Genomic DNA, 24,825 nt, shown 5'->3' on the forward strand with positions numbered 1-24,825 from the left:
CACAAAGTACGGTTTTCCGCCGCTTCCGCGGCAAGAAATCATCCCTGCGCGGTCATTCTCTGCAAGGTCGCCAGCGCGGCGCGCAGGGCACGGTCGGCTTCCTCGGCATCGGCTGCGGGGCCCGGATGCACCGGAAGCGCCGTAGCGTCCAGCGCTTCCACCGGCATCGATGGCGCAGCCCTGCCGGGCGCGGCAAGGGGAGAGTTCGCGCCAGCCTGACCGGTCACGCCATCGATCGCAGGCCGCTCGAACGGGCGCGAGCCCACGCCTGCGACTGCGGCGGCATCAAGCGCAGAGGACTGGCCGGGGAACACGACAACCGGCTCCACGCCATCGCTGCCCGCGGCATCCGGACCGACACCAGCGCCGTGGAAGCCCACGTCGATATGGAACGGTTCATGGCGGGCCGCGATCGGCGCCATGTCCAGCAGCGAAGAGTACCGGTCATCGCGGTCGTCAGGTTCGGCATCCGTCGGGAGATCGGCTTCGACCTCGATATCCTCGACGTGCTCGACCGCGAACGGGGTCGCGGGAACGACCTGCCCGTCAGGGGGCGCCACATCGCTTGCGGGCATGCGCAGGAAGCGATCGAGGCCAAGATGGTCGACATCGAGGTCGTCGGCCTGTCCGGCACGGGGAGCCAACGGCATCGGCTGCATTGCCGCAGGTCGCAGCGGCACGACGCGATCTGCGTCGGCAGGACGCAGGAATGGCGCGGCCTCGGCCGGCGCAACATTCGAAGGCGCGATGCCCGGAAGACGGCTGAGCGGCTCGCTCGTGGCCGGAAACGACTGTGGCGGCGCCATCACCGGCGATGCTCGAAGTGGCGCGGCTTCGTCCGCCTGCCGCACCTGGCGGTCCGGGTTCGCGGTCCTGGCGGCAATCGCCAGCGCAAGTCGCTCGACAAGCTGGACAAGGCCCAGGCTTTCCGGCGGGGCCGCGTAGAGCGGCGATGCCTCGGCGGCGCGCGCCTGAAGCAGAGGCGCGCCTTCGGCCACGGGGGCGGAAGTCGGCTGCTGTTCGTTGGCCACCTGGCCGTCGGCAGACTGATCTGCGTCCACGCCGGGCGGGGAATCTGGTTCCGCGAACCTCTCCACGGCCACTTCGGGCGCTTCCCCGGCGCGTTCGAGGTCGAGATCTTCCCAAGGCAACGGTGCGAACTGCGCCGGCATGGCCTGCCGGGATTCGTCGGTGACGGACAGGCTGCGGCGGCGCAGCGGTTGATGCGGCTCTTCCGGAAGGTCGAGCGAATCGCCCACGTCGACCGTCACGTTCAACGGCGGGCGCGGCGCGCCGGCTATGACGCTGCTGCGCCGGCTGCCCACTGCCCGCTCCGGAGCCTCGCTGCGGCCCGGCGCGAGACGGCGGCCGACGATGAAACCGAGCAGCGCGCCACCGATCATCATGGCCACCATTACGAGCACGCGGGCGGTCAAACCCAGCGGAGGCGCTGCCGCCGGCAATATCTGCGGCAGGCCGAGCGCCACGATGGGCCCTTCGAGCAGGCGAGGTGCGAGCGCAAAGCTGCCAAGCCCGAGAAACGTGCCGGACCACAGGGCAGTCACCGCAGGGAACATCGGATGCGCGGTGATGGGCTTGGGATTGCGTTTTGTCGCAGTCACTTCGGTCCGTCCTGTCTACGTTCCGGCCCGCCTATGCCCGGGCCTGTTTTGCATTCGGGAAAGTCGAACACGTGGTTCTCGCCACCGTCTTTCAAGGACTCGGTAACAAGGCTTGGTAAACGTCCTGATAACGCCGCACATTGATCGCCCAATCGTGCCGGTCCCGGACGAACGCCCTCGCCGTCGCACGCCTTTCCTCCCAGCCGTCGCGCCCGGCGAGCAGCGAAACAAGCGCGGCGGCGAGACCCGCAGGGTCGTCCGGGGGGAACAGCGCCCCGGTCTCGCCATCGGTGACAAGTTCGCGGTGCCCGCCGACGTCGGACGCCGCCACGAGCTTGCCCTGAGCCATCGCCTCAAGCGGCTTGAGCGGGGTCACCATTTCGGTAAGGCGCATGGCCTTGCGCGGATAGCAGACGACATCGACCAGCGAATAATAGCGGTCCACCTCGTGATGAGGCACGCGGCCGACGAAACGGATCGCCGGGGCCGCCGGCGAAGCGGCGGCGCGGGCACGAAGGTCTGCTTCCGCCGGCCCTCCGCCGACGAGCAGGAGCGTGGCGCCAGGCACCGCGCCGGCGATCGCCGGCATTGCGTCGACAAGATCGTCCAGCCCCTCGTAGGGATAAAAGCTGCCCAGGAAGCCGATGACGGGTCCGTCGCCGAGACCAAGCTCCTGCGCGAGGCCAAGGTCGCGCGGCAGGGGCGCGCCGAACAGATCGAGGTCGACGCCGTTGGGCATGATCGACAGCTTCTCGGGCGCGAATCCGCGTCCGACCAGGTCCTGGCGAAGACCCTCGCAGATCGTGACGACACGGGCGGCGGCACCGACGACGTCGTTCTCCATCGCCCGCGTGACGCGGTACTTGAGGCTGCCTTCGCGGCCTGTCCCGTTGCCGACGGCCGCATCCTCCCAGAAGGCGCGGATTTCGTAGACCACCGGAATGCCGAGCTTGCGCCCGGCCTTTACCGCCGCGAGGCCGCACAAGGCGGGCGAGTGCGCGTGGAGGATATCGGGTCGCCATTCACCGGCGACCTCGACGATGCGCCGGGCAAGGGCCGACACTTCGGCCCATTCCCGTACAAGCGGCAGGTTCCCGGCTGCGCCAGGGGTGCGATAGAAGCGCAGGCCGTCGCTCTCTTCCGGCTCCTGCGCGGCGGGAGGGGCGACATGGCGCCGGCCGGTGACGCCACGCACCTCGATGCCCATCGCCTCCTGCGCCTTCAGAATGGCGCGGGTGCGGAAGGTATAGCCGCTGTGGAGCGGCAGCGAATGGTCGAGAACATGAAGCACGCGGGTCATGGCCACACCCGTGCCACGGAAGGCTTAACGCAGCGTCAACCTCGATGCGCTAGCCGTCAGGCCAGATGATCGACAAGTTCACGATATTCCTGCCGCACGTGTTGATGGCCATCGCCATCTGGCGCCTGCTGCGTCGTGACGATCTCGACGACGATCCTTCGCTGCCCAGCCGGAAGGCCGCCTTCCGCAAGGCCCGGCGTTCCGCGCAGGACCGCCCGGATGCTTGACCTGTTCCTGCTGAGCTTCGTGCTGGCCTTCATCGGCGCGGGCTTTCGCCGGCCCTTCATCTTCGTGCTGGCCTACTCGTACATCGACATCGTGGCCCCGCAGAAGGTGAGCTGGGGCATCCTCAGCCACATTCCGGTGTCGCTCATCGCATTCCTCTGCGCGTTCATCTCGTGGTTCGTGGCGGAGGACAAGAACGGCATCCGCTTCTCCATGCGCCAGTTCCTGCTGCTGGCCCTGCTGGTCTATTGCGGGCTGACGACGCAGACCGCCGACTTCCCGGCAGAGGCCGCGGACAAGTGGGCCTGGGTGTGGAAGGCGCTGCTGTGGGCCCTGTTCCTGCCGCTGACGCTGCGCACGCGCCTGCGCATCGAGGCGATCACCCTGATCCTTGCCCTGTCCATCGGCGTGATCGTGATCGGCGGCGGCATCAAGACCGCGGCCGGTGGCGGCGGATACGGCGAACTGCGCCTGCTGGTGAACGACAACACCGGCCTCTACGAGGGCTCGATCATCTCGGCAGTCGCCATTGCGGTCATTCCGCTGGCGCTCTGGCTTTCGCGCTTCGGCACGATCTTCCCGCCCGACTGGAGGGTGAAGACCTTCGCCTGGGCGCTTTGCTTTGCCTGCGCGCTCATGCCCATCGGCACCGGGGCGCGGACCGGCCTTGTCTGCGTGGTGGTGCTGGCCGCGATGATCCTGCGCACGGCAAAGCGGCGCTTGCTGATCGTGTCGGTCATGGCCGCAGGCGCCCTGATCGCGGTCCCGCTCCTGCCCAAGGAGTTCACCGACCGCATGGGCACGATCCGGAACCACCAGTCCGACCAGTCCGCCGGAACCCGCATCGCGGTGTGGAAGTGGACGATAGAGTTCGCCAAGACCCATCCCTTCGGCGGCGGCTTCGAGGCATATCGCCAGAACCGGCTGGAATACGACACGGTCAAGGCCGACTATGCCGGCGACAACAACGCCGCGCTCGAATACCAGCCCATTGTCGAAGAGGGGCGCGCCTATCATTCCAGCTACTTCGAGATGCTGGGCGAACAGGGCTATCCGGGCCTGGCCCTGTGGCTGGCGCTTCACCTGCTGGGCGTGTGGCAGATGGAACTGCTGAGGCGGCGCTATCGCAAGGAGGCATCGAAGGAGTTCCGCTGGGTCGCCCCGCTGGCCGAAGCCTTGCAGCAGGCCCAGGTGATCTACCTCGTCGGCTCAACCTTCGTCGGCATCGCGTTCCAGCCGTTCTGCTACATGCTGGTGGGCCTCCAATGCGGGCTCTGGGCCTATATCAAGCGGGTCCGCACAGCCACGCCTGAGCCGTTCCGCAAGGCTTCAACCCCGGTGACGGCACCCGCTTAATCATTCACTTAACTTCACTTGCACGGTCGCCGGCTTGCCGCCATGGTGCGCCGGAATTTGCAAGAGGAGAGTGCAAGCAATGACCAGGTTCATCCCCGCCGAGCAGGTCAAGGAGATGGTCGGGCAGGTTGTCGGCACATCGAAGTGGGTCGAGATCACGCAGGAGCGGGTCAACAAGTTCGCCGAGGCGACCGGGGACTTCCAGTTCATCCACGTCGACCCCGAGAAGGCGAAGCTCACCCCGTTTGGCGGGCCGATTGCACACGGGTTCCTGACGCTCTCGCTGATCCCGTTGCTGACCATGGAAAGCGACTGCCCGCGCCCCGAACATATCAAGATGGGCGTGAACTACGGCGGCAACCGCACTCGCTTTCTCGCGCCGGTGCGCGTCGGCAAGCGCGTGCGCGGAGTATTCAAGCTGCTCGAGATGGAAGAGAAGCGCCCCGGCCAGTGGCAGCAGACGATGGAAATCACCGTCGAGATCGAGGGCGAGGACAAGCCCGCGCTGATGTGCGAATGGATCACCCAGTTCTTTGTCTGAACCCGGGAGGGGAAGCTTGAGGAAGAGGACTTCGGATCAGGCGCGGGGCCTGGCGCTCTGCGTGGCGGCGATCTGCGCAATCGGCCTGCCGGGCCTGGCGTTCGCCAGCGAGACGCCCCTGGCGCCTCCCGGGCTCGAATTCGTTTTCGAGGAAGCGGTCGTGCTGGCACCGGACGTCCCGGCCGGCACGACGCCGAAGGGTCGGCGCAACATCATTCCGATCCTGGGGGGCACGGTAACCGGCCCCGCCATCCGGGCCGAAATCATGCCCGGCGGATGGGACTGGCAATTGATCCGCAGCGACGGCTGCATGGATCTGAAGGCCGATTATTTCCTCAAGACCGATGACGGCGCGATCATCAACGTGATCAACCAGGCCGTGCTTTGCCCGCCCGCCGACGGTTCGAAACCGGCGATCACGACCCAGCCAGTTTTCGAGGCGCCCCTGGGCAAGTACGACTGGCTCAACCGGGGCAACTTCATCGGCATGCTGGTCTCAACCGGCGACGACAAGTCCCCCGGCGTGCGAATACGCTTCTACAGGGTGCGTTAGAGGTCTTTCAGGTAGGGTTCGGGTATCGGACCGGCGAAGACGCACGATGCGCATTCGCCGGTCAAGCGCCTCAGGCCACCACGCTCAGCTTGCGGCCCCTTGCCTTCTTCTCGAACTTCGCGATCCACTGTTCCACCACCGGGGCGATGGAGCCGCGCCAGCGCGAACCGTTGAAGATGCCGTAGTGGCCGACTTCCGGCGCGAGCAGGTATTGCTTCATGTCGTCCGGGAGGTTCGGCGTGACGTTGAGCGCGGCCCTCGTCTGGCCGATGCCCGAAATGTCGTCCCGCTCGCCCTCGATGCACAGGATCGCGGTGTCGGCGATCGCGCCGAGATCGACCGCCTGACCGCGATGGACGAACTCGCCCTTGGGCAGGGCGTGGCGCTGGAAGACCACGTCCACGGTCTGCAGGTAGAACTCCGCCGGGAGATCGCAGACCGCGCGGTATTCGTCGTAGAACGCCTTGGTCGCCTCGGCGCTTTCGTCGGCGCCGGCCATCATGTGCTGGAACAGCTTGTAATGGCTCATCATGTGGCTGCCGAGGTTCATCGACATGAAGCTGGCAAGCTGGACGAAGCCCGGATAGACCCGCCGCCCCTCGCCCGGATAGTTGGTCGGCACGGTGGTGATCACGTTGTGCTTGAACCAGACATACGGCTTGGTGATGGCATGGTCGTTGACCGCCGTCGGGCTTTCGCGCGTATCGATCGGGCCGCCCATCATGGTCAGCGTGACCGGACGGCAGGGGTGCTTCTTCGCGGCCATGATGGCAGTGGCGGCGAAGGCCGGGACCGAGGGCTGGCACACCGCCATCATGTGCGCCCCTTCGCCGATATGCTCGAGGAAGCCGGTCAGGTAGTCGATGTAGTCGTCGAGGTCGAAGATGCCTTCGGCGAGCGGCACGTACTTCGCATCGGCCCAGTCGGTGATGTAGACCACGCAGCGTTCGAGCATGCGTTCGACCGTGCCGCGCAGCAACGTGGCATAGTGGCCGCTCATCGGCGCGACGATCAGCAGGCGCGGCGCGTCCTTGGGCAGGCCATCGTGCGTGAACATCTTGAGATCGCCGAACGGGCGGGTGATGACGGTCGTTTCCTTGACCGCATGGGCCGCGCCATCGACGTGGACGACCTTGATCCCGAAAGCGGGCTTGCCGCGCGGCGCGGCGGCGTGGGCGAAGACGTCGAGCGCGGAAGCGAGCATCTGGTTGCCGCCGAAGCCGGACCAGGGATTGCGCGCGTCGTTGATAATCTCGGCGGCCATGGAAGCCCAGGCGCTGCCCGCGTTCATCAAGGAACGCTGAATCTCGTAAGCCTTGTAGAGCACTGCGAACACCTTCTCGATTTGTTGCCCCGCACCTGACGGAGAGTCGTTGAGCCCAGATTGCCGGGATTCGAGCACTTGTGCAACGCAACAAATCGGCCCTGCCCCTCGCGCCCCCTTCCGGCGCCCGCCGCCATGGGCTAGGCGAGGCGCATGGCCCAGGAAACACCCGCCCAGGAAACACCCGCCGCCAACGTCGAGGAGCCCCCCCGCGCCCGCACGCTTGGCCCCCTGCGCATGATCTGGGGCGAGGCGGCGAAATACCCGGGCCGTGTCGCTGCCGCGTCGGCCGCGCTGATCGTCACGTCCGCCGCGACCCTTGCGATACCGTCGGGCTTCCGCCTGATCATCGACAAGGGCTTTGCCGCCGGCGCGGATGTTTCGGCCATAGGGCGATGGTTCCAGTACCTGCTGCTGATCGTGCTGGTCCTTGCCATCGGCACGGCCTGCCGCTTCTACTTCGTGTCCTGGCTGGGCGAGCGCGTGGTTGCCGACATCCGGCTCAAGGTCCAGGCGAACCTGCTGCGCCTGCCCCCGTCGTTCTTCGAGACCAACAGTCCCAAGGAAATCTCCTCGCGGATGACGTCGGACACTGCGGTCATCGAACAGGTCGTAGGCACGACCGTGTCGGTGGCGCTGCGCAACACGATCACCGCGATCGGGGGCCTGGGCTACCTGTTCTACCTTGCGCCGAAGCTGACCGCGATCCTGATGATCGGCATCCCGCTGGTGGTGGGCCCCATCGTGTTCTTCGGCCGCCGCGTGCGCAACGTCTCGCGCTCCAGCCAGGACCGGGTGGCAGTGATCGGCGTGATCGTTTCCGAAGTGCTTGGTGCGATGAAGATCGTCCAGGCATTCGGGCAGGAGAAGCGCGAGCTTGAACGCTTCGGCGAAAAGGTCGAGGCGACCTTCCAGACCGCGCTGCGCCGCATCAGCCTGCGCGCGGTGATGACCGCGATCGTCATCCTGCTGGTCTTCGGCGGCATCACCATGCTGGTCTGGCAGGGCGCCGTCGGCGTGGCGGAAGGCAGGATCAGCGGCGGCACGATCTTTGCCATCGTCATCACGGCAGGCCTTGTCGCGGGCGCGCTCGGGGCGCTCTCCGAGGTCTACGGTGACCTGCTGCGCGGGGCCGGCGCCGCAGGACGGCTCAACGAACTGCTGCGCGAACAGCCCGAGATCGCGCCGCCCGCCCGCCCCACGGCGCTGCCGATCCCGCCGCGCGGGCAGATCGCGTTCCAGAACGTCTCGTTCCGTTATCCCTCGCGCCCGGAAGTTCTTGCGCTCGACGATTTCTCGCTGACGGTCGAGCCGGGCGAGACCGTCGCCATCGTCGGCCCTTCGGGCGCGGGCAAGTCGACGCTCTTCCTGCTGGCACAGCGGTTCTACGATCCGCACGGCGGCACGATCCGCATCGACGGCGTTCCCCTCACCAGCGCCGACCCTGCCGAGATTCGCCAGCGCAGCGCGCTCGTACCGCAGGACGCCACGCTGTTCGCCGCCTCGGCGCGCGACAACCTGCGCTATGGCAACTGGGGCGCGAGCGACGAGGCCATCTGGGAAGCGGCACGGGCCGCCAATGCCGAACAGTTCCTGCGCGACCTGCCGCAGGGCCTCGACACCTTCCTCGGCGAGGATGGCGCGCGCCTTTCCGGCGGCCAGCGCCAGCGCATCGCCATTGCCCGCGCCGTGCTGCGCGAGGCACCGATCCTGCTCCTCGACGAGGCGACCAGCGCCCTGGACGCCGAAAGCGAGCGCCTTGTCCAGGAAGCTCTGGACCGGCTGATGAAGGAACGCACCACGCTGGTCATCGCGCACCGCCTTGCCACCATCCGCGCGGCGGACCGCATCGTCGTGATGGACGCGGGCAGGATTGTCGAACAGGGCACCCACTCCAGCCTGACGGCAGCGGATGGCCTGTATGCCCGCCTGGCGCGGTTGCAGTTCGAAGGGCTTGCCGCGTAACCGGGCACTCGTGACGGAGACGACGCTCCGGTCGAGAATGCACCCTTCCGCTTGACTTGATGCTGCGCCGCGGCAAACCCCGAAGGCACGTATGGACACGATCGTAACCGCAATCCTGCTCGGCATCGTCGAGGGCCTCACCGAATTCCTGCCCGTCTCATCGACCGGCCACCTGATCCTTGCAACCGAGCTGTTCGGCTATGACGCGCACCAGTGGGCGATGTTCAACGTCGTGATCCAGCTTGGCGCGATCCTGGCGGTGGTGGTCCAGTACTGGCGGACGTTCTGGGCGGTCGGCATGGGCCTGCTCAGGCTTGAGCCGATCTCCCTGCGGTTCTTGCGCAACCTTCTGGCGGCGTTCATCCCGTCCGCAATCCTTGGCCTGGCGCTCAAGAAATACATCGATGTCCTGCTCGGCAGCCCGTCGGTGGTGTGCTGGGCGCTGATTGCGGGCGGCATCGCGATCCTCGTGATCGAGAAACACGCAAAGCAGGGCGAGCCATCGGGGATCGGACAGCTTCCACTGCGGCAGGCGATTGGCGTCGGCCTTGCGCAGTGCCTTGCGATGGTGCCGGGCGTCAGCCGATCGGGCGCGACCATCATGGGCGCTCTGGCGATGGGCATCGAGCGCCGCACGGCGGCCGAGTTCAGCTTCTTCCTCGCGATCCCGACGATGCTCGGTGCCACGACGCTCGAACTGCTCGACAACCGCGACGCGCTGCTCGGCGGCACGATGGGCGTTGGCTGGAGCGAGATCGGCGTCGGCTTTGCGGTGTCCTTCGTGGTTGCGCTCGCGGTCATCCGACTGTTCGTCGCCTATGTCAGCCGCGCCGGGTTCAAACCTTTCGCGTGGTACCGCATTGCCGCCGGCGCAGTGGCGCTCGGCTGGCTGGCGATGCGCTGACCGAAACAGGCCCCTTTCATCGACCCGCCGCATCTGCGGAACCAAGTGCCCCGTCCGGGATTGACCGAACAGACAGCACTTCAAGGGGTTACTGAAATGGGCCTTATCATTCTTCTCATCGTCGGCGGCATCCTCGGCTGGCTGGCCAGCATCGTGATGCGCACCGACGCCCAGCAGGGCATCTTCCTCAACATCGTCGTCGGCATCGTCGGCGCACTGCTTGGCGGCTTCCTGCTTGCTCCGCTGATCGGCGGCGGCAGCATCACCAGCGGCGTTTCGGCCGGTACGCTGATCGTGTCGTTCCTCGGCGCGCTCATCCTGCTCGCCATCGTGAACCTCGTCCGTCGCGGTTCGGTTCGCTGAGCTTCTTTCCAAAATCCATGACCTACCAACAGAGGGCGGCCCGCAAGGACCGCCCTCACCTTGACCAGAAGGGGACTGCCATGAAGGGAATTTTCAAGGGTGCCATGATGGCCTCCGTCGTCGCATTGGGCCTTGGCCTTGCGGCTTGCGACAGCAAGCAGGAGAACGCCGCAGAGGACACCGCCGACGCCGTCCGTGATGCCACCGACGCCACCGCCGACGCCATCGACGACGCTGCCGGCAAGGCCAGCGGCGAAGCAGCCGATGCGATGAACGACAAGGCGGACGCCATCCGCGGCGCTGGCGAAACCAAGGCCGACGCCATGGAAGACCAGGCCGACAAGGCAGACAAGACCCCGGGCTGATCCCGCGGTCACGATCTCCGGGCCGTCACCGCGGCCTGGCTCGTCCCGTACCGGCTGGCAGCCATCCGGTCACGGAACCGAAAACCCGGCGGAGCCTCGGCTACGCCGGGTTTTTGCTTGCTTGTCGCAGCCGGGACCGGAAATCAGACCGGAATTGCGCCCGATCCGCGCCCGCCCCGCAGGTGGTATTCCAGCGTGCCCCGGTGCAGCACGTCGTCCACGTCGATCACCGCAGTGTTGGCATAAGTGAACCCGGCGCCGAGCGCGCGGTAGAGCCGGTCGAAATCGCGCTCGACCGTCTGGTGATAGAGGTCCGCGAAGCTCTCGATCACGAAATAGGTCGGCTGGAGATCGTCGATCACGTAATCCGTGCGCATGACCCGGTCGACGTTGAGCATGATGCGGTTGGGCGACTGCCCCTCCAGCGCGAACACCGCCTCGCGCGGGCCGGAGAGGATCCCCGCACCATAGACCTTGGGCGCGCCGTCCTCGATCACCAGCCCGAACTCCACCGTGTACCAGTAGAGCGCGCCCAGCGCCTTGAGCCGGTTGTAACGCATCGCCTTCCACCCGGCGCGGCCATACTCCTGCATGTAGTCGGCATAAGTCGGGTCGGTCAGCATCGGTACGTGGCCGAAGACATCGTGGAAGACGTCGGGCTCCTGGATGTAATCGAACGTCTCGCGCGTGCGGATGAAGTTGCCTGCGGGAAAGCGGCGGTTCGCCAGGTGCCAGAAGAACACGTGATCGGGGATCAGCATCGGCACGGGCACGACGCTCCAGCCAGTCAGCGCGCCAAGCTCGGACGAAAGCCGTGCGAAGTCGGGCACGCCTCCGCGCCCGAGGTCGAGCCGCTCCAGGCCCTGCAGGAAGGCGCTGCAGGCCCTGCCGGGCAGAAGTTCCATCTGGCGGGCGTAAAGCTCATCCCAGATCGCGTGCTCCTGCGCGGTGTAGCGGTGTTGCGCAGGCTCGAGCCAGTCCTCGCCCACGCGGTCCGGGCGGCGCAAGGGCGCGGTGAACACGCCCTCCGGCATTTCCGGTAGGCAGGCATAGTCGAAAGCGGGTGCGGTCGTTGTCAACATGGTTTCCAATGCAACCAATAGCACGCAATCGAGGTTCGGGCAAATGCCTCCGTCGGTCTCTCCGTGCTTGACTTTGTCCTGATTCTACCGCAACGGCCCGCCCCTGTGACGGCGGCGTGGAAACGCGCCGCCACATTCGTTTCAGATTCGCGCGCGAAAGTTCAGGATAGAGCCATGGCAAAGCCCACCACCGTCAAGATCCGTCTGGTCTCGACCGCTGACACCGGCTTCTTCTACGTGACCAAGAAGAATCCCCGCAACACGACCGAGAAGATGACCTTCCGCAAGTACGACCCGGTCGTGCGCAAGCACGTCGAGTTCAAGGAAGCGAAGATCAAGTAAGAGCGCGATCGCGCTTTACCCGTGATAGCCGTCCCGCCATTTTCGGAACCGGGACGGTTCACGGCGAGTTCAACGCCGACACTGCAAGGAACGGCGATGAACAAGATGATCCAATCGATTCGCATGACGGCCAAGCCCCTTGGCCTCAAAGGGCCCGTTGCGGCCCTTTCGCTTGCCCTCGGCACGACCGGCGCGGTCATCGCGCCCCTGGCCCCGCTTGCCGCGCAGGCTTCCCCTTCATCCGACGTCGACCGCGCCGTCACGGCCCTGCGGAGCGTTTCCACGCTGCGCGCGAACTTCGTGCAGACCGACCGCTCGGGTCAGAGCGTGTCCGGCGTGCTGACGCTGAAGCGCCCCGGCAAGATCCGCTTCCAGTACCAGAAGGGCGTGCCGCTGCTGATCGTGGGCGATGGCAAGGCGCTGACCATGATCGACTACGAAGTGCGCCAGGTCCAGCGCTGGCCGATCAGGAACAGCCCGCTGGGTGCCCTGCTCGATCCGAGCAAGGACGTGGCCCGCTTCGCCAAGCAGCTTCCCACGAACGACCGCGACGTGGTGAGCCTGCAGGTGCGCGATCCCAAGCATCCCGAATACGGCACCATCACGATGATCTTCGTGCGTAACGGCGCCGCCCCCGGTGGCCTCCAGCTCGATTCGTGGGTGGCGCTCGATTCGCAGAACAAGCGCACCACCGTCCGGCTTTCGGGTCACCAGTACGGCGTGGCCGTGGACGACAAGACCTTCCGCTGGACCGACCCGCGCCGCACCGCTCCGGGCCGCTGACCCAGGCTGCGGGGCGCGCCCGGTGCGGCGGCGAGTCGCGAAGCTGAACGGACACGGCACGATCCATCGCACCGCAAAACCGCCTCGCCCCCCAACCGTTCAAACCTTGCGACAAGCCGCGACAAACCTGCACGCACCGTTCATCGGGGGGCAAGCGAACCGGTTCTAGAAAGGTTGTCGACGAGGCGGTCGAGGCGGGTTTCCCCCCTGTTGCCCGGTCTCCTAGAGACTGCCGCGTCAAGCGTGACGAACGCGAATGGAACCCTCGGACCAATGCCCCCGGTCCGAGGGTTTTGTTTCGTCCACGCTCTGCGTCGCTTCATCCGACATCCCGTCTGGTAAACCTGCCCCCGCATACCTAAAGCAGGGCACATGATCTCGGTTGCCACATGGAACATCAATTCGGTCCGCTTGCGCGCCGATCAGGTAGAACGCTTCCTGTTGCAGGAGGCACCCGACGTGCTCTGCCTGCAGGAGATCAAGTGCGCGGAGAGCGTGTTTCCGCACGAGGTGTTCGAGAAGCTCGGCTATACCCACCGCGCGATTCACGGGCAGAAGGGCTACCACGGCGTCGCCACGGTCAGCCGCATCCCCTTCCGCGATTTCAGCAGGCATGACTGGCAGGACAATGGCGAGGCCCGGCACATCGGGGTCGAACTGCTGGGGCCGGGCAACGGACTGATTCTCGAGAACGTCTACATCCCGGCAGGCGGCGACGTGGCCGACCGCGAGGTGAACCCCAAGTTCGGGCAGAAGCTCGACTTCCTCGAGCGCATGACCCGCTGGGCCGAGAAGATCGAGCGCCCGACGCTGATCGTCGGCGACTTCAACATCGCGCCGCTGGAATGCGACGTCTACGACCACAAGGCCCTGCTCAAGGTCGTCAGCCACACGCCGCTTGAAGTCGAGACGCTTCAGCGCTTTGCCGATGCCCACGGCTGGGTCGACCTTGGCCGCAAGCATATCCCCGCGCCGGAGCGCAACTATTCCTGGTGGTCTTACCGCTCCTACTGGCGCGCCAAGGACCAGGGCCGGCGCCTCGACCACATGTGGGCCTCGCCCGAAGCAGCCGCACAGACCCGCGGGCACCGCTTCGTCGAGGAGACGCGCAAGTGGGACCAGCCTTCGGACCACATACCGCTGATCACCGAGCTGGATCTGTGAGCGAATCGCGCAACGTTGCAAGGGCGCTCGACGCGCTGCGCCACGGCTGGGCGATCCGTGTGACCGGCCCGGAGGGGGCGCTCGACCTGCTCCCCGCCGAAACCGCCTTCGTGCAGCCCGGCATCTACGCGGCCCGACTGCTCATCTCCGCCGCCCGGGCCGCCACGTTGAAGCTTGCCAACCAGCGCGACGCCGCGGTGCCCGAAGCGCCGGTGATGATCCACGGCGCGGAGCCGTTCAGCCTGTCCGCCGCGCGCAACCTTGCCGATCCGGCGCAGGACCTTGGCTCTCCCTTGCGCGGCCCGTTCAAGGCCGATGCCATCGAAGCACATGAGGCCGCCGTCGCCGCGATGGACATGGCGCGCCTTGCCGGCATCCTTCCGGCGTTCCTGATCTCGACAGGCGTGGAAATCGCGGCGGAAGTCTCCACCGCCGATCTTGCCGCGTTCAAGGACCCGCTGAACCTTTCGATACAGGCCCGCGCGCGCCTGCCGGTCCACGCCTGCGAGCATGCGGAAATCATCGCCTTCCGTGCCCGCGACGACCTGCGCGAACATGTCGCGCTCGTGCTAGGCACCCAGACCAGCGAACGCGAGCCGCTGGTGCGCCTGCACAGCGAATGCCTGACGGGCGACGTGCTGGGCAGCCTGAAGTGCGATTGCGGCCCGCAGCTCGACGCAGCGTTGGCGCGCATGGCCGAGGAGGCCAATGCGGGCGGCTGGGGCATACTGCTCTATCTCAGGCAGGAAGGGCGGGGAATCGGCCTGATCAACAAGCTGCGCGCCTACGAATTGCAGGACCAGGGGTTCGACACGGTCGATGCCAACGAGCGACTGGGACTGCCGAGCGAGGCGCGCGACTTCCCGGTCGCGGCGCGCATGCTTGACCTGCTGGGCGTGCGCAGCCTGCGCCTGTTGACCAACAATCCGCAGAAAGTGGCGACATTGCAGGCGCTTGGGCTGGAGGTGACGGAGCGCGTGGCGCACCAGTTGCCGTCCAATCCGCACAACCAGCGCTATCTCGACACCAAGCGAGACCGGACCGGCCACCTCTTGCGATAGGCCCCGAACCGGACGATCCCCTGCATTGCGCGAGGATCGCCCGAAACGGGGTTGACCGCCCCTGCCGCCGGTGGAGCGGCAAGATGCAGGGTCGAGGCTTCAGAGAGCGCGCCACGCGATCAGCAGGATGCAAACCGCGATAGCCGCTGCAAAGGCCAGCGCGCGCCCCATGTCCTTGAGCGTGAAGCGATCGACGTGCTGGGCGCGGAAGCGGCGATAGCCCCGTTCGGCCGCCGGGTTGCTTGCCACAAGCGCAACGTCGAGCGCGGTGGCATCCTTGCGGAACCAGTTGACCAGAAGTTCGCGTTCCTCGGGCGTGACATCGGGATAGGCGGAAAGCAGCGCCTCGACATGGGCACGGCGGGCATCGGCCGCAGAGGCGGCAAGGGTATTGGACATCATCGTTTTCCTGACATGCGTGAACACTGTGCCGGGCGGCACGGCGGCAGATCAGGCGAGAGGAGGCCCCGTAGGTGCCGGCCGAAGCAGGAGCGGGGCGGCGACCGGCGGCGCAGCCTGAGGAGGCCAGGCGCGCGGTTGCTCGGCAAGCACGAAGCTTTCCGGCTCTGGCAATCGGACGAGCGGCGGCGGCGCGACCGGCAACATGGCGCGCTGCACCTGCAACCGGCGTTCCGGCGCGACGGCCAGATCGGCGGTGACCGCGCTGAACGCCGATCCACTGCGCACCGCCATGGGCGCATCGAAGGGCGCGGTGGCGTGGGTCAGGACGGTCAGGGCCAGCAATGCCGCCCACAACCGGCCCGCCAGTGTCAGGGAAAGGCGGCTCAACACCCTTCCAAGGTAGGGTCAGGTGCCGCCAAGGGCAAGTTCAGCGCTTTTCGTACCGCACCAGCCCGGCGCCAAGACCGTTTGCGCCGATCGCGATAGAATCGCCCGACCAGTCCGCCACGAAAGCCGACGAGCGGGTGATCCCGGGTGCGAACCGTGCGTCGTTACCGGCAATTGCAAGGCCAGCGGAGCTGTGCGCCCGGCCCTCGGCCGCCACGGCGATGAATGCGCTGTAGTTCTCCTTGTCCTTCCCCTGCACGAACAGGTTTTCGGCAATGCGCCCGGTCGCGCCGGCCGGCAGGTCGATCATGTAGTTGGTGGCCTGTCCCGCCGTGTCGTCGAAGCTCGACTGCGTAACCTCTACGCGACCGGCGCGGCTCTTGACGTAATGCCCGCCGCGCCCGGCCTCGAAGCGGCTGCGGCGGATCGTGACGCTGCCATAGTCGCCGAAATAGACCGAATGCGCGCAGGCCAGCCCACGGTCGCAACGGCCGAGGCGGGTGAAGGTCGACTTTTCGATCAGCACCGAGCCAACCGGATCGTCAGCGGACAGGATGCCCTGCTCGCTGTCGCGGAACCAGGATTGCCGCACGGTCAGGTTGCCCCGTTCGAGGCGAATGCCCGAGCCATTGGCATCGGGCACGCGAATGTTCTGGAAAATCACGCCTTCGACCCGGGTCGCGCGGCCACGGGCGACGATGGCGGCCTTGCCTTCGCAGGCGGCGCCGTCGAATACCGCCTGCCCCGGCACTTCCGCCACGAAACCGACGTCGCCTGCCTGCTGCACCGCGCAGTCCCGATAGACACCCGGCGCGATGCGGATCGTGCCCGCGCCTTCTCCGATGGCATTCACCGCCTGCTGAAGCGCGGGGTAGCTGCGCCCTGTCTCCACCACGGTGTAAGGCGAACGCTGCCCCTGCGCCATGAGAGCACTTGCCGGGATCGCGGACACCACGGCGAGGCCGAGAAGCAGCGCCGCAAGCCGCTGACCGCGATGGCGGCGCTCACGAAGGGCGAAGGGATTGAACATGCGCATCCTGAGTTTCCCGGCAATTCACGGATACCGGGTAGCGCGCAATGATTGACAGGCGGTTGCGGTTTCCGCCGTAGGCACCGGTCAACGCTTCCCGCCCCAGCGCCATTTCCAGCCGCCCCGCGTGCGGCGCGCACTGATCGCTATGACAAGGACGGTCGCCACCACGAACATCGCGAAGCCCACCATCCGCAGCGCGCCACTGCCGCTCTGGTCAAGCAGCGCGACAAGCGCCAGGACCACGAGATAGCCGCCCAGCAGAGCCCATCCCTGCCAGCGCACCGGGAGCCCCGCCCCCAGACCATAGCGCTTGGGCGCGAACCATGCTCCTTCGTCCGGTGACCTGGCGTCCTTGGGAGGCCGCGTCGTATATCGCGCATCAACCATTGCCGTTCTCCTTCCTGGGTGGACGACCGCGCCGCGCAGGCTCAGCCGCCGCAAGTTTCACGCCGCGCCTTGTCAGGGCTTCGCGCAGCAGCACCTCGATCTGGGCATTGGCAGAGCGCAGGTCGGCCGCCGCCGCGCGCTCGACCGCAGCGAAGAGCGCCGGGTCGATACGCAGGGGAAAGGCCTTCTTCGGTGGCGCTGCCATTGCCCGGCCTTCCTTACTGGTACAGCGTGCCGGTGTTGACGACGGGCTGCGTGTCGCGTTCGCCGCACAGCACGACCATGAGGTTCGAAACCATGGCGGCGCGGCGTTCGTCGTCGAGTTCAACCACGTTCTTCTCGGACAGCTGGGTCAGCGCCATCTCGACCATCGAGACCGCGCCTTCGACCAGCTTCCGGCGCGCCGAGATCACGGCTTCCGCCTGTTGGCGGCGCAGCATGGCCCCGGCGATTTCAGGAGCATAGGCGAGGTGCGTGAGGCCGCATTCGTCGACCGTTATCCCCGCCAGGACCAGCCGCGCGTTGAGTTCCGTGCGCAGTTCATCGTTGATCTGGTCATGGTGGCCCCGCAGCGTCACCTCGTGATGCTCGATGTCGTCGTAGGGGTAGCGCGAGCCGATGGAGCGGACCGCGCTTTCGATCTGGACGAAGACGAAGGCCTTGTAGTCGTCGACGTCGAACAGGGCCTGCGCCGTATCGGATACGCGCCAGACGACGTTCGCGGCGATCTCGATCGGATTGCCCCGCAGATCGTTCACCTTGAGCTTTTCGGAGACGACGTTGTTGGCGCGGACCGATATCCGGGTCTTGGCCATCCACGGCCAGACCCAGCGAAGGCCGTGGTTCCGGTCAGTCCCGCGATAGGAGCCGAACAAGGTGATCGCGGCTGCCTGGTTCGGCTGGATCATGTAGAATCCCGAGGCGATGAACACGATCGCGACTGGCAGGGCCGCAATCGTCGCGACGAAGCCCGGCACCTCGTCCTCGCCGGGGTTGCCGCCGGCGAAGCCGACCACGCGCGCCGCAGTGAGGCCAATCAGCACAAGCATGAGGATCAGCATGAAATAGCCGCTGGTCGACCAGGCTGCGGTTTCGGTGCTGGCCGAATGGGTCTTCGAATCGGACATCGTCCATTCCCCTTTAATTTGATATCACTTTAATATCAAAACTGGTTGCGGTTGCAAATTGATTTGCGGGCGGTGTGCGGGAGGCGCCGAGCCGGATGATATCCCTCTTGCAATCCGGACCGAATCACTCCACATTATCGGAGCGGACCGGGCCCCTCTGGCGCGGCGCTCTGGGTGACAATGGCATTGCCATGGTACCAGGCGCTTCGTGATGTCGGACCGCATCGGGTGATGCCGATGTCTTGTGGTCCGGGTTCAAGTTCCCCCCTCCTTCCGGACCCAATGGGCCACAGGCGTCGGCGCACCCGATCGAACGCAACCGTTTCGATAGGGAGCAATCCATGTCCGACCGTTATTTCCGCTTGCTCGAACGTCACCAGAAGCTGGACGAGGCGCTGCGTCTTGCCACCCGCAGGCGCTGGGCCGACCCGTTCGAGATCGCGCGCCTGAAGAAGCTGAAGCTGGTCGTGAAGGACCGGCTGGCGCGCCTGCTTTCGCGCCGTTCGGCAACAATCTGAAATAGAGGAACGCTCCCCGCGCCCCGTGCATTTCGGGGCGCGGCGGGCACTGGAGATACCGAATGGAATTCCTCTTCACAGATTGGCTCGGCACGCCCGCGTGGTTCTGGCTAGCCTTCCTCGGCCTGGTCGTGGTGCTGACCGCATTCGACCTTGGCGTCCTCCACAAGGAGGACAAGGCCATGGGCATCGGCGAATCGCTGAAGCTTACGGCGTTCTACATCACCATTGCCCTGGCATTCGGCGCCTGGGTCTGGGTGGAGAAGGGCGCGGACCTCGGCATGAAGTACTATACCGGGTTCTTCATCGAGAAAGCGCTGTCGATCGACAATGTCTTCGTCATCAGCCTGATCTTCACCTTCTTCGCCATTCCGGCACGGTTTCAGTACCGGGCACTGCTGTGGGGCATCGTCGCGGTCATCTTCCTGCGCGGCGCGATGATCGCCGGCGGCGCGGCGCTGGTAGAGCAGGCCTACTGGGTGCTCTACATCTTCGCGGCGTTCCTGGTGTTCACCGGTATCAAGATGTTCTTCACTTCCGACCACGATCCTGACATCGGCAACAATCCGGTCGTCCGCTGGATCAGCCGTCACATGCGCGTGACCAAGGAACTGCACGACCAGCACTTCTTCGTGAAGGTCCCGGACGGGAAGACCGGCAAGATGGTCAATGCAGCGACGCCGCTGTTCCTTGCGCTGGTCGTCATCAACCTTGCCGACCTGGTGTTCGCGGTGGACTCGGTCCCGGCGATCTTCGCGATCACGACCGACACCTTCGTGGTTTACACGTCGAACATCATGGCGATCCTCGGCCTGCGCGCACTCTATTTCGCGCTGGCGGCGATGATCGATCGCTTCGCCTACCTCAAGTATGCGCTAGCGGCGGTGCTGGTGTTCATCGGCTCCAAGATCTTCGTCTCGGACTTCATCCTGGGCGGCGACAAGTTCCCGCCGGTGATGAGCCTTGCCGTTACCATGGCGATCATTGCCGGCGGCGTGGTGTTCTCGCTCTACAAGACGCGGGGACACGAAGGCACGAAGCCCGCGGTTTGATTTATCCCCCCCTCCCGCGCAAGGGAGGGGGCTTCCATTCAGGCTACCACTGCCGGATCTCTTCAAGGAAACGGTCGCCGTAGGCGTCGAGCTTGCGGGTGCCGACGCCGCCGATCTGGCCCATGTCGGCAAGCGTGGCGGGCCGGGACGCCGCCAATTCGCGCAGGACAGAATCGTGGAATATGACATAGGGCGGGACACCGGCTTCGCGCGCCAGGTCGCGACGCAAGGCGCGCAGGGCGTCGAACAGCGGATCGCCCACGGGGTTGAGCGCGGCCCCTGCCCCGCTCCGCCCGCGCCTGCTCCCCCGGCCCTCCTTCTTCGGCACCAGCACCAGCGGCACTTCCGCCTCGCCCTTGAGGATCGCCCGAGCCTCGCCGCCCAGTGCCAGCCCGCCGTGCTCGGTCGCCACGAGCGCGCCGCGCGCTTGCAAGGCCCTCGCCAGCGGGCGCAGCAACGGGGCTTCGTCGGAGGTCACGATGCCGAAAACCGAAAGCTGATCGTGACCACGTTGGATCACGCGCTCGTCGGCAACGCCGGTCAGCACCTTCTCGAGATATCCGAAGCCGAATGACTGGCCGGTGCGATAGACGGCCGACAGGAGCTTGCGCGCGGTCTCGGTCGCGTCGGTCACCCGGGGCGCTTCGAGGCAGTTGTCGCAGTTGCCGCACGACGGCGGGGGGGTTTCGCCGAAGTGGCGAAGGAGCAGCGCACGGCGGCAATGCGGCGTTTCCACGAGCGATGCCAGCGCATCGATGCGGGTGCGCTCGCCCGCGCGGCGGTGCTCCTCGACCTCGGCAAGTCTCTGACGGGCACGCACGAAGTCTTCGGCGCCCCAAAGCATGACCGCGACAGACGGGTCGCCGTCGCGCCCTGCGCGGCCCGTTTCCTGGTAATAGCTCTCGATCGACTTGGGGCAGGCCGCGTGGGCGACGAAGCGCACGTCGGGCTTGTCTATGCCCATGCCGAACGCGACCGTGGCGACCATGACCATGTCTTCCGACGCGACGAAGGCGGCCTGATTGGCAGCCCGCACCTGCGGATCAAGGCCGGCGTGGTAGGGCAGCACGGGCCGGCCGCTCGCACCCAGCTGCTGGCTCAGCTTCTCCACCTGCGCGCGGGTGGGGGCATAGACGATGCCGGGGCCGGGATTCTCGGCAATCACCGTCATCAGCTGCCGCAGCGGATTGTCGCGCGGGACGATGCCATAACGGATGTTGGGCCGGTCGAACCCGGCGACGATCAGCCCTTCTTCCGGGATGCCTAGCTGCGCGAGGATATCGGCGCGGGTGTGGCGGTCGGCCGTGGCAGTCAGGGCAAGCCGGGGGACATCCGGGAAGGCGTCCATCAGGGGGCGCAGGAGGCGATAGTCGGGGCGGAAATCATGGCCCCATTCGGAAACGCAATGGGCCTCGTCGATCGCGAACATCGCCACGCGCCCCCGGCTCAGCATTTCCATGAAATGCGGCTGGCTGGCGCGTTCGGGAGCGACGTAGAGCAGGTCGAGGTCGCCCGCCAGGAAGCGGTCGATGGTCTGCCCGCGATCCAGGTCGACGCTGGTCAGGGTCGCGGCACGAATGCCGTTGGCGGTGGCGCTGCGGAGTTGGTCGTGCATCAGCGCGATAAGCGGCGATACGACCACGCAAGTCCCCGGGAGCATGACGGCGGGGAGCTGGTAGGTGAGCGACTTGCCCGCGCCCGTCGGCATGACCGCAAGCGTCGAGCGCCCCGCCAGCACGCGCTCCACCACGTCCCGCTGCACCCCGCGGAAGGTGGTGAAGCCGAACACTTCGTGGAGGCGGTCGAGGACGGCGGAACTGTCGGAAACGGGATCGATGAGGCTCACCCGCCTGCTATGCCAGATAGGCGGCGGTCATTCCACGCCGGATGATCCGACAATGACATGAAGCCTGCTGATGCGGCTTGTGACGATCTTCCAGCCGCCTTCCTCCTTGCGATAGGTTTCGTGGTAGTGGCCCATGCCGTGGAGGAACAGGGCGCCATTCGCGTCCCAGATCTGGTCTTCCATCGCGATGACGCCCCGTGCCTCGGTTTCCGAAAGCAATTCGATCTCGTGGCAGTGGCCGTGGTGGACAGTGTGCAGGGCATCGACGGCGGATTCCACGAAGGCCGCGATCTGGTCGCCGCCTGAATGGGTCCAGTTTTCCGCGTCCGCGGCAGGTTCGATGGACAGCGAGCAGGAGGCGTCGAACACGGCGTCGTCGGCAAAGACCTGGCGCAAGCCGGCATAGTCCTTGGTGTCCATGCAGCGGAAATAGCGGGCCTTGAGCTGCTTGATCTCCTCGATGGCGATCAGACGGGTAACGGGATCGATTGCGGACATTCGGCGCCTCTCTGTGTGCTTTGCGGCAGGAGAGGCGAGTTTGCAGGCCCCCGCCACTCTTATTTTGGCGAGACGTCGGGCGCGGCCAGTTCGAAAAGCCATTGCGGAGGCTGACCGGTGCGCGCCCAATCGATGCCCCAGGCGAAGGTGGCATGAAGTGCGGCGATTGTGAGTATCGCCATGAGCAGCCAGTAGCCGGGGCCATAGGCGGTAACGTTCTGCGGGTTTGCCCGGTCATACCACACGCGAAAGACGCTGGCGGGCTTCCACGAGCGCTGGACCTGGCGACCGACCATGGCGTGAATGCGATCTCCTTCGGGTGTCTGGAAGACGACCTCGTCCTCGATCCAGCGCTTGCCTTCGCCGTCGCGCCAGTTCCACCCGCGCAGCGTGCCCAGAGATTGCTGCATGTGGGCAAGATCGTCGAGCCGTTCGAGGTCGCGATAGCCGCCACGCCAGACCTGGGCGATGGCAACCTGCCAGCCGGTAAGGAGCGTGGCGAAGCGATATAGGCACAGGCACAGGCCGAGCATCAGCCCGGCAACGCCCGCCATGACCAGATCAACCGTCTCCATTCCGCCGAACCTAGCGGAACGGGTGTTAATGGACGGTTGGTTTCGCCAGCGCCCTCAGCTTCGGTGTAACCATGGGTACGGTAAGCATCGTGCTCATCACCGCCATGAGCAGGAGCGCCGTAAACGTCTCGTTCGTCACGATGCCCTTGTCGAGCAGGACGTTGACGAAGATGATCATGATCAGCGCCTTGGTCTGGAGCATCCAGCCGATGATCGAGGCATCACCCTTGGCCCAGCCAAGGATGCGGCCCGCGATCCGCACGCCGACGAGCTTCCCCGCCACCGAAGCGACAAGAAACAGGAATGCCGCACCGAATACGGCGAGTCCGCCGACATCCCACTTTGTGCGCAGGCCCGTCGAAAGGAAGAAGACGGGCATGACCGCAAGCAGGAGGAACTGGCGGAAACCATCGAGCCGATCACGCGTGAACCAGTGCGCATCGAGCACGGCACCGGCCAGAAATGCGCCGACCATGAAGTGCAGGCCCGACCAGTCGGCCGCGAAGCCGACCACGGCCAGCCAGATCAGCGAAACGTACCAGCGGTCGCTCTCTTCGAGACGACGGAACAGGGCGCGGACGACCCAGGCGGCCACGGCGAACCCTGCGAGGAAGATCGCCTGCCGTTCCACGCGGTGCCAGTCGACGAGGATCAGCGCGAGGACGCCCCAGATGGCGATATCGTCAAGGCTGGCGTAGCGCAGCAGGCGCTGGCCGAGTGGCTCCCGGAATATGCCGAGCTTTTCCATCAGCAGGACGAGGATGGGGAGCGCTGTCACGGCGCAGGCCATTCCTATGCCGAGGACGGCCTGCGGGTATGTTCCATTGGGACCGATCCAGCCGGGCCCGCGCAGGAGGAATGCGGCGGCGATCGCACCGGTGACGAGCGGCGTCAGCAAAGCTCCGGCGGCGGTAATCGTCGTCTCCCGGCGGTTGGCCCAGGCATCGGTTATGTCCAGTTCGAGGCCCGCCACGAATACGAACATCATCACCGCCCACCACGCGATGCCGTTGAGCGATCCGATGACCTGCTGATTGAAGACGAAGGCGTAGTATTCCGGGAATGCCGCGCCGAGCACGCCCGGTCCGAGCAGGATGCCGCCGATGATCTGGACGACGACGAGCGGCGCCCAGTAATCGGTGCGCAGCAGCCGCCATGCCAGGTATGGTACCGAAACGATGATTGTCAGCGCGATCAGGAATATTTCGGTCGTGCCCATCGCCGGTGCGGCTGGCGTCATTGCTTGTCCTCCCGATGCGCCATCGTCCTTGCGCGTTCGCGACGGCTTGTCCAATCGACCTCTAAGGCCATATCGCCTTCACCAGGAGACGGCCCATGACCTTTGACCTCGGCAAGGCCCTTTTGCGCAAGGAGGAATACGAATCCGCGCGACTGACCGAGTTCGATTTTGCCGAGATGGTACGGGCCTTGAAGGCACTGGCAGGAGAACTGGGCGCGGACGTGGAGCCGATGCTGGGCATTCTTGCCGAAAATGGACTGGCTTCGGCGCTGCTGCATCTGCGGGCGATTGCACAGCGCGACGTGGGGGCGGACTACCTGCGATGCCGCGCCGTGGCCCGAGCGAAGCTGATCGAGGAACGCGGAGATCCCTCTCCGGTAAGGCTCGGCTGAAATGTGCCTTACTGCTTAACCATCACCGGGCTCAGGCGTGGTGCCCTGCCCTGGGTTAAGCCCGCATTCTCACAAGCCTGACAGCTTTCCCTGATGGCGGGACGATCCGTCCGACACAGGAGAACTGCGATGGGCTTCGAAATGCGCGACAGCTTCGTTCGCCGCGAAGAATGCAAGGCGGCCTGGGAAAGCGAAGTGGAGTTTGCCGAGATGGCGCGGGTGGTGAAGGCTCTGGCCGCGGAACTGGGCCATGATGCCGACACGGCGCTGGGTGCACTGGCGCGGCACGGGCTTGGCGCAGCGCTTGGAGTGCTGGCGGATCAGGCCGGCGGCGTTGACGTGGAGGCGGGCTACCTCAGGCGCCGGGCGCAATCGCGGGTGGCGGCCAGTCGGCTGCAATAGCCGACGGGCGCAGGGC

At 66.0% G+C, this 24,825-nt stretch carries 30 protein-coding genes; 16 read left to right on the plus strand and 14 right to left on the minus strand.

Annotated elements, in window-relative coordinates:
* Window positions 1-38: 38 nt before the first annotated feature.
* Both SARO_RS16135 and SARO_RS16140 read right to left on the minus strand, forming a co-directional pair.
* Window positions 39-1,622 carry a hypothetical protein gene (locus tag SARO_RS16135; protein WP_011446814.1) on the minus strand — a complete coding sequence of 528 codons (1,584 nt, stop codon included), beginning with the start codon at window positions 1,620-1,622 and terminating at the stop codon, window positions 39-41.
* A gap of 91 nt (window positions 1,623-1,713) precedes the next feature.
* The gene (locus SARO_RS16140; RefSeq protein WP_011446815.1) at window positions 1,714-2,922 is read right to left on the minus strand and encodes a TIGR04063 family PEP-CTERM/XrtA system glycosyltransferase; all 1,209 of its coding nucleotides are present in this window, start codon (window positions 2,920-2,922) and stop codon (window positions 1,714-1,716) included.
* A gap of 65 nt (window positions 2,923-2,987) precedes the next feature.
* Here SARO_RS16140 and SARO_RS21390 point away from each other — a divergent pair, with 65 nt between their 5' ends.
* The 4 genes from SARO_RS21390 to SARO_RS16155 all read left to right on the plus strand — a co-directional run bounded on the left by SARO_RS21390 (window position 2,988) and on the right by SARO_RS16155 (window position 5,597).
* A complete protein-coding gene (locus SARO_RS21390) occupies window positions 2,988-3,149 on the plus strand; it encodes a hypothetical protein (protein ID WP_176929315.1) in 162 nt (53 codons plus the stop codon).
* On the plus strand, window positions 3,142-4,503 hold the full coding sequence (locus SARO_RS16145; RefSeq protein WP_011446816.1) for a putative O-glycosylation ligase, exosortase A system-associated: 1,362 nt from the start codon (window positions 3,142-3,144) through the stop codon (window positions 4,501-4,503). The genes SARO_RS21390 and SARO_RS16145 overlap by 8 nt, the downstream gene beginning before the upstream one ends.
* A 79-nt stretch (window positions 4,504-4,582) precedes the next feature.
* Window positions 4,583-5,044, plus strand: a complete 462-nt coding sequence (locus SARO_RS16150) for a MaoC family dehydratase (RefSeq protein ID WP_011446817.1) — start codon at window positions 4,583-4,585, stop codon at window positions 5,042-5,044.
* A 16-nt stretch (window positions 5,045-5,060) separates the two neighbouring features.
* Window positions 5,061-5,597 carry a DUF3237 domain-containing protein gene (locus SARO_RS16155; RefSeq protein WP_011446818.1) on the plus strand — a complete coding sequence of 179 codons (537 nt, stop codon included), beginning with the start codon at window positions 5,061-5,063 and terminating at the stop codon, window positions 5,595-5,597.
* A gap of 70 nt (window positions 5,598-5,667) precedes the next feature.
* Here SARO_RS16155 and SARO_RS16160 read toward each other — a convergent pair whose 3' ends face one another.
* Window positions 5,668-6,924, minus strand: a complete 1,257-nt coding sequence (locus SARO_RS16160; protein ID WP_041551374.1) for a polyhydroxyalkanoate depolymerase — start codon at window positions 6,922-6,924, stop codon at window positions 5,668-5,670.
* 150 nt (window positions 6,925-7,074) lie between these two features.
* On the opposite strand from SARO_RS16160, the gene SARO_RS16165 reads away from it, so the two are divergent.
* From SARO_RS16165 to SARO_RS16180, 4 genes are all read left to right on the plus strand, one after another.
* A complete protein-coding gene (locus SARO_RS16165) occupies window positions 7,075-8,886 on the plus strand; it encodes an ABC transporter transmembrane domain-containing protein (RefSeq protein ID WP_011446820.1) in 1,812 nt (603 codons plus the stop codon).
* Between the two features lie 91 nt (window positions 8,887-8,977).
* Window positions 8,978-9,790 (plus strand): undecaprenyl-diphosphate phosphatase, encoded by an 813-nt coding sequence (locus tag SARO_RS16170; RefSeq protein ID WP_011446821.1) that lies wholly within the window; start codon window positions 8,978-8,980, stop codon window positions 9,788-9,790.
* 96 nt (window positions 9,791-9,886) lie between these two features.
* Window positions 9,887-10,153 (plus strand): GlsB/YeaQ/YmgE family stress response membrane protein, encoded by a 267-nt coding sequence (locus tag SARO_RS16175; RefSeq protein WP_011446822.1) that lies wholly within the window; start codon window positions 9,887-9,889, stop codon window positions 10,151-10,153.
* Between the two features lie 80 nt (window positions 10,154-10,233).
* Entirely contained in the window at window positions 10,234-10,518 is a 285-nt protein-coding gene (locus SARO_RS16180; protein WP_011446823.1) for a hypothetical protein, read from the plus strand.
* Window positions 10,519-10,661: 143 nt separating this feature from the next.
* Here SARO_RS16180 and phhA read toward each other — a convergent pair whose 3' ends face one another.
* Complete coding sequence (gene phhA, locus SARO_RS16185; RefSeq protein WP_011446824.1) at window positions 10,662-11,600, minus strand: phenylalanine 4-monooxygenase; 939 nt, start codon at window positions 11,598-11,600, stop codon at window positions 10,662-10,664.
* A gap of 174 nt (window positions 11,601-11,774) precedes the next feature.
* On the opposite strand from phhA, the gene rpmG reads away from it, so the two are divergent.
* The 4 genes from rpmG to ribA all read left to right on the plus strand — a co-directional run bounded on the left by rpmG (window position 11,775) and on the right by ribA (window position 14,950).
* Window positions 11,775-11,942: a 50S ribosomal protein L33 gene (gene rpmG / locus SARO_RS16190; protein WP_011446825.1), complete on the plus strand. Its 168-nt coding sequence runs from the start codon at window positions 11,775-11,777 to the stop codon at window positions 11,940-11,942.
* Window positions 11,943-12,047: 105 nt separating this feature from the next.
* The gene (locus tag SARO_RS16195) at window positions 12,048-12,725 is read left to right on the plus strand and encodes a LolA family protein (protein ID WP_234007462.1); all 678 of its coding nucleotides are present in this window, start codon (window positions 12,048-12,050) and stop codon (window positions 12,723-12,725) included.
* A gap of 372 nt (window positions 12,726-13,097) precedes the next feature.
* Entirely contained in the window at window positions 13,098-13,889 is a 792-nt protein-coding gene (locus tag SARO_RS16200) for an exodeoxyribonuclease III (protein ID WP_011446827.1), read from the plus strand.
* On the plus strand, window positions 13,886-14,950 hold the full coding sequence (ribA, locus tag SARO_RS16205; protein WP_011446828.1) for a GTP cyclohydrolase II: 1,065 nt from the start codon (window positions 13,886-13,888) through the stop codon (window positions 14,948-14,950). The genes SARO_RS16200 and ribA overlap by 4 nt, the downstream gene beginning before the upstream one ends.
* Before the next feature lie 99 nt (window positions 14,951-15,049).
* Here the strand turns inward: ribA and SARO_RS16210 are convergent, their stop codons facing one another.
* From SARO_RS16210 to SARO_RS16235, 6 genes are all read right to left on the minus strand, one after another.
* Window positions 15,050-15,349, minus strand: coding sequence for a hypothetical protein (locus SARO_RS16210; protein ID WP_143004828.1), 300 nt, complete (start codon window positions 15,347-15,349; stop codon window positions 15,050-15,052).
* Between the two features lie 51 nt (window positions 15,350-15,400).
* A complete protein-coding gene (locus SARO_RS16215; protein ID WP_041550538.1) occupies window positions 15,401-15,739 on the minus strand; it encodes a hypothetical protein in 339 nt (112 codons plus the stop codon).
* A gap of 40 nt (window positions 15,740-15,779) precedes the next feature.
* On the minus strand, window positions 15,780-16,775 hold the full coding sequence (locus tag SARO_RS16220) for a right-handed parallel beta-helix repeat-containing protein (protein WP_011446831.1): 996 nt from the start codon (window positions 16,773-16,775) through the stop codon (window positions 15,780-15,782).
* 81 nt (window positions 16,776-16,856) lie between these two features.
* Window positions 16,857-17,159, minus strand: coding sequence for a hypothetical protein (locus SARO_RS16225; RefSeq protein WP_011446832.1), 303 nt, complete (start codon window positions 17,157-17,159; stop codon window positions 16,857-16,859).
* Entirely contained in the window at window positions 17,152-17,364 is a 213-nt protein-coding gene (locus tag SARO_RS16230; RefSeq protein ID WP_011446833.1) for a hypothetical protein, read from the minus strand. The genes SARO_RS16225 and SARO_RS16230 overlap by 8 nt, the downstream gene beginning before the upstream one ends.
* 13 nt (window positions 17,365-17,377) lie before the next feature.
* The gene (locus SARO_RS16235; RefSeq protein ID WP_011446834.1) at window positions 17,378-18,286 is read right to left on the minus strand and encodes an SPFH domain-containing protein; all 909 of its coding nucleotides are present in this window, start codon (window positions 18,284-18,286) and stop codon (window positions 17,378-17,380) included.
* A gap of 341 nt (window positions 18,287-18,627) precedes the next feature.
* On the opposite strand from SARO_RS16235, the gene SARO_RS20745 reads away from it, so the two are divergent.
* The gene (locus tag SARO_RS20745) at window positions 18,628-18,804 is read left to right on the plus strand and encodes a YdcH family protein (RefSeq protein WP_011446835.1); all 177 of its coding nucleotides are present in this window, start codon (window positions 18,628-18,630) and stop codon (window positions 18,802-18,804) included.
* A gap of 62 nt (window positions 18,805-18,866) precedes the next feature.
* Window positions 18,867-19,856 (plus strand): TerC family protein, encoded by a 990-nt coding sequence (locus tag SARO_RS16240; protein WP_011446836.1) that lies wholly within the window; start codon window positions 18,867-18,869, stop codon window positions 19,854-19,856.
* Window positions 19,857-19,899: 43 nt separating this feature from the next.
* On the opposite strand, the gene recQ is transcribed toward SARO_RS16240, so the two are convergent.
* The 4 genes from recQ to SARO_RS16260 are packed head-to-tail and all read right to left on the minus strand — an operon-like array spanning window position 19,900 to window position 24,015.
* Window positions 19,900-21,702, minus strand: a complete 1,803-nt coding sequence (recQ, locus tag SARO_RS16245; protein ID WP_011446837.1) for a DNA helicase RecQ — start codon at window positions 21,700-21,702, stop codon at window positions 19,900-19,902.
* A gap of 27 nt (window positions 21,703-21,729) precedes the next feature.
* Complete coding sequence (locus SARO_RS16250; RefSeq protein ID WP_011446838.1) at window positions 21,730-22,200, minus strand: nuclear transport factor 2 family protein; 471 nt, start codon at window positions 22,198-22,200, stop codon at window positions 21,730-21,732.
* Between the two features lie 59 nt (window positions 22,201-22,259).
* Window positions 22,260-22,775, minus strand: coding sequence for a hypothetical protein (locus SARO_RS16255; RefSeq protein WP_011446839.1), 516 nt, complete (start codon window positions 22,773-22,775; stop codon window positions 22,260-22,262).
* Between the two features lie 25 nt (window positions 22,776-22,800).
* Complete coding sequence (locus SARO_RS16260) at window positions 22,801-24,015, minus strand: cation:proton antiporter (RefSeq protein ID WP_011446840.1); 1,215 nt, start codon at window positions 24,013-24,015, stop codon at window positions 22,801-22,803.
* Between the two features lie 95 nt (window positions 24,016-24,110).
* Between SARO_RS16260 and SARO_RS16265 the strand changes: the two genes are divergently transcribed.
* Both SARO_RS16265 and SARO_RS16270 read left to right on the plus strand, forming a co-directional pair.
* The gene (locus SARO_RS16265; protein WP_011446841.1) at window positions 24,111-24,407 is read left to right on the plus strand and encodes a hypothetical protein; all 297 of its coding nucleotides are present in this window, start codon (window positions 24,111-24,113) and stop codon (window positions 24,405-24,407) included.
* Between the two features lie 129 nt (window positions 24,408-24,536).
* Window positions 24,537-24,809 carry a hypothetical protein gene (locus tag SARO_RS16270; protein ID WP_011446842.1) on the plus strand — a complete coding sequence of 91 codons (273 nt, stop codon included), beginning with the start codon at window positions 24,537-24,539 and terminating at the stop codon, window positions 24,807-24,809.
* Window positions 24,810-24,825 lie beyond the last annotated feature (16 nt).

Source organism: Novosphingobium aromaticivorans DSM 12444 (assembly GCF_000013325.1).
Classification (GTDB): Bacteria; Pseudomonadota; Alphaproteobacteria; order Sphingomonadales; family Sphingomonadaceae; genus Novosphingobium; species Novosphingobium aromaticivorans.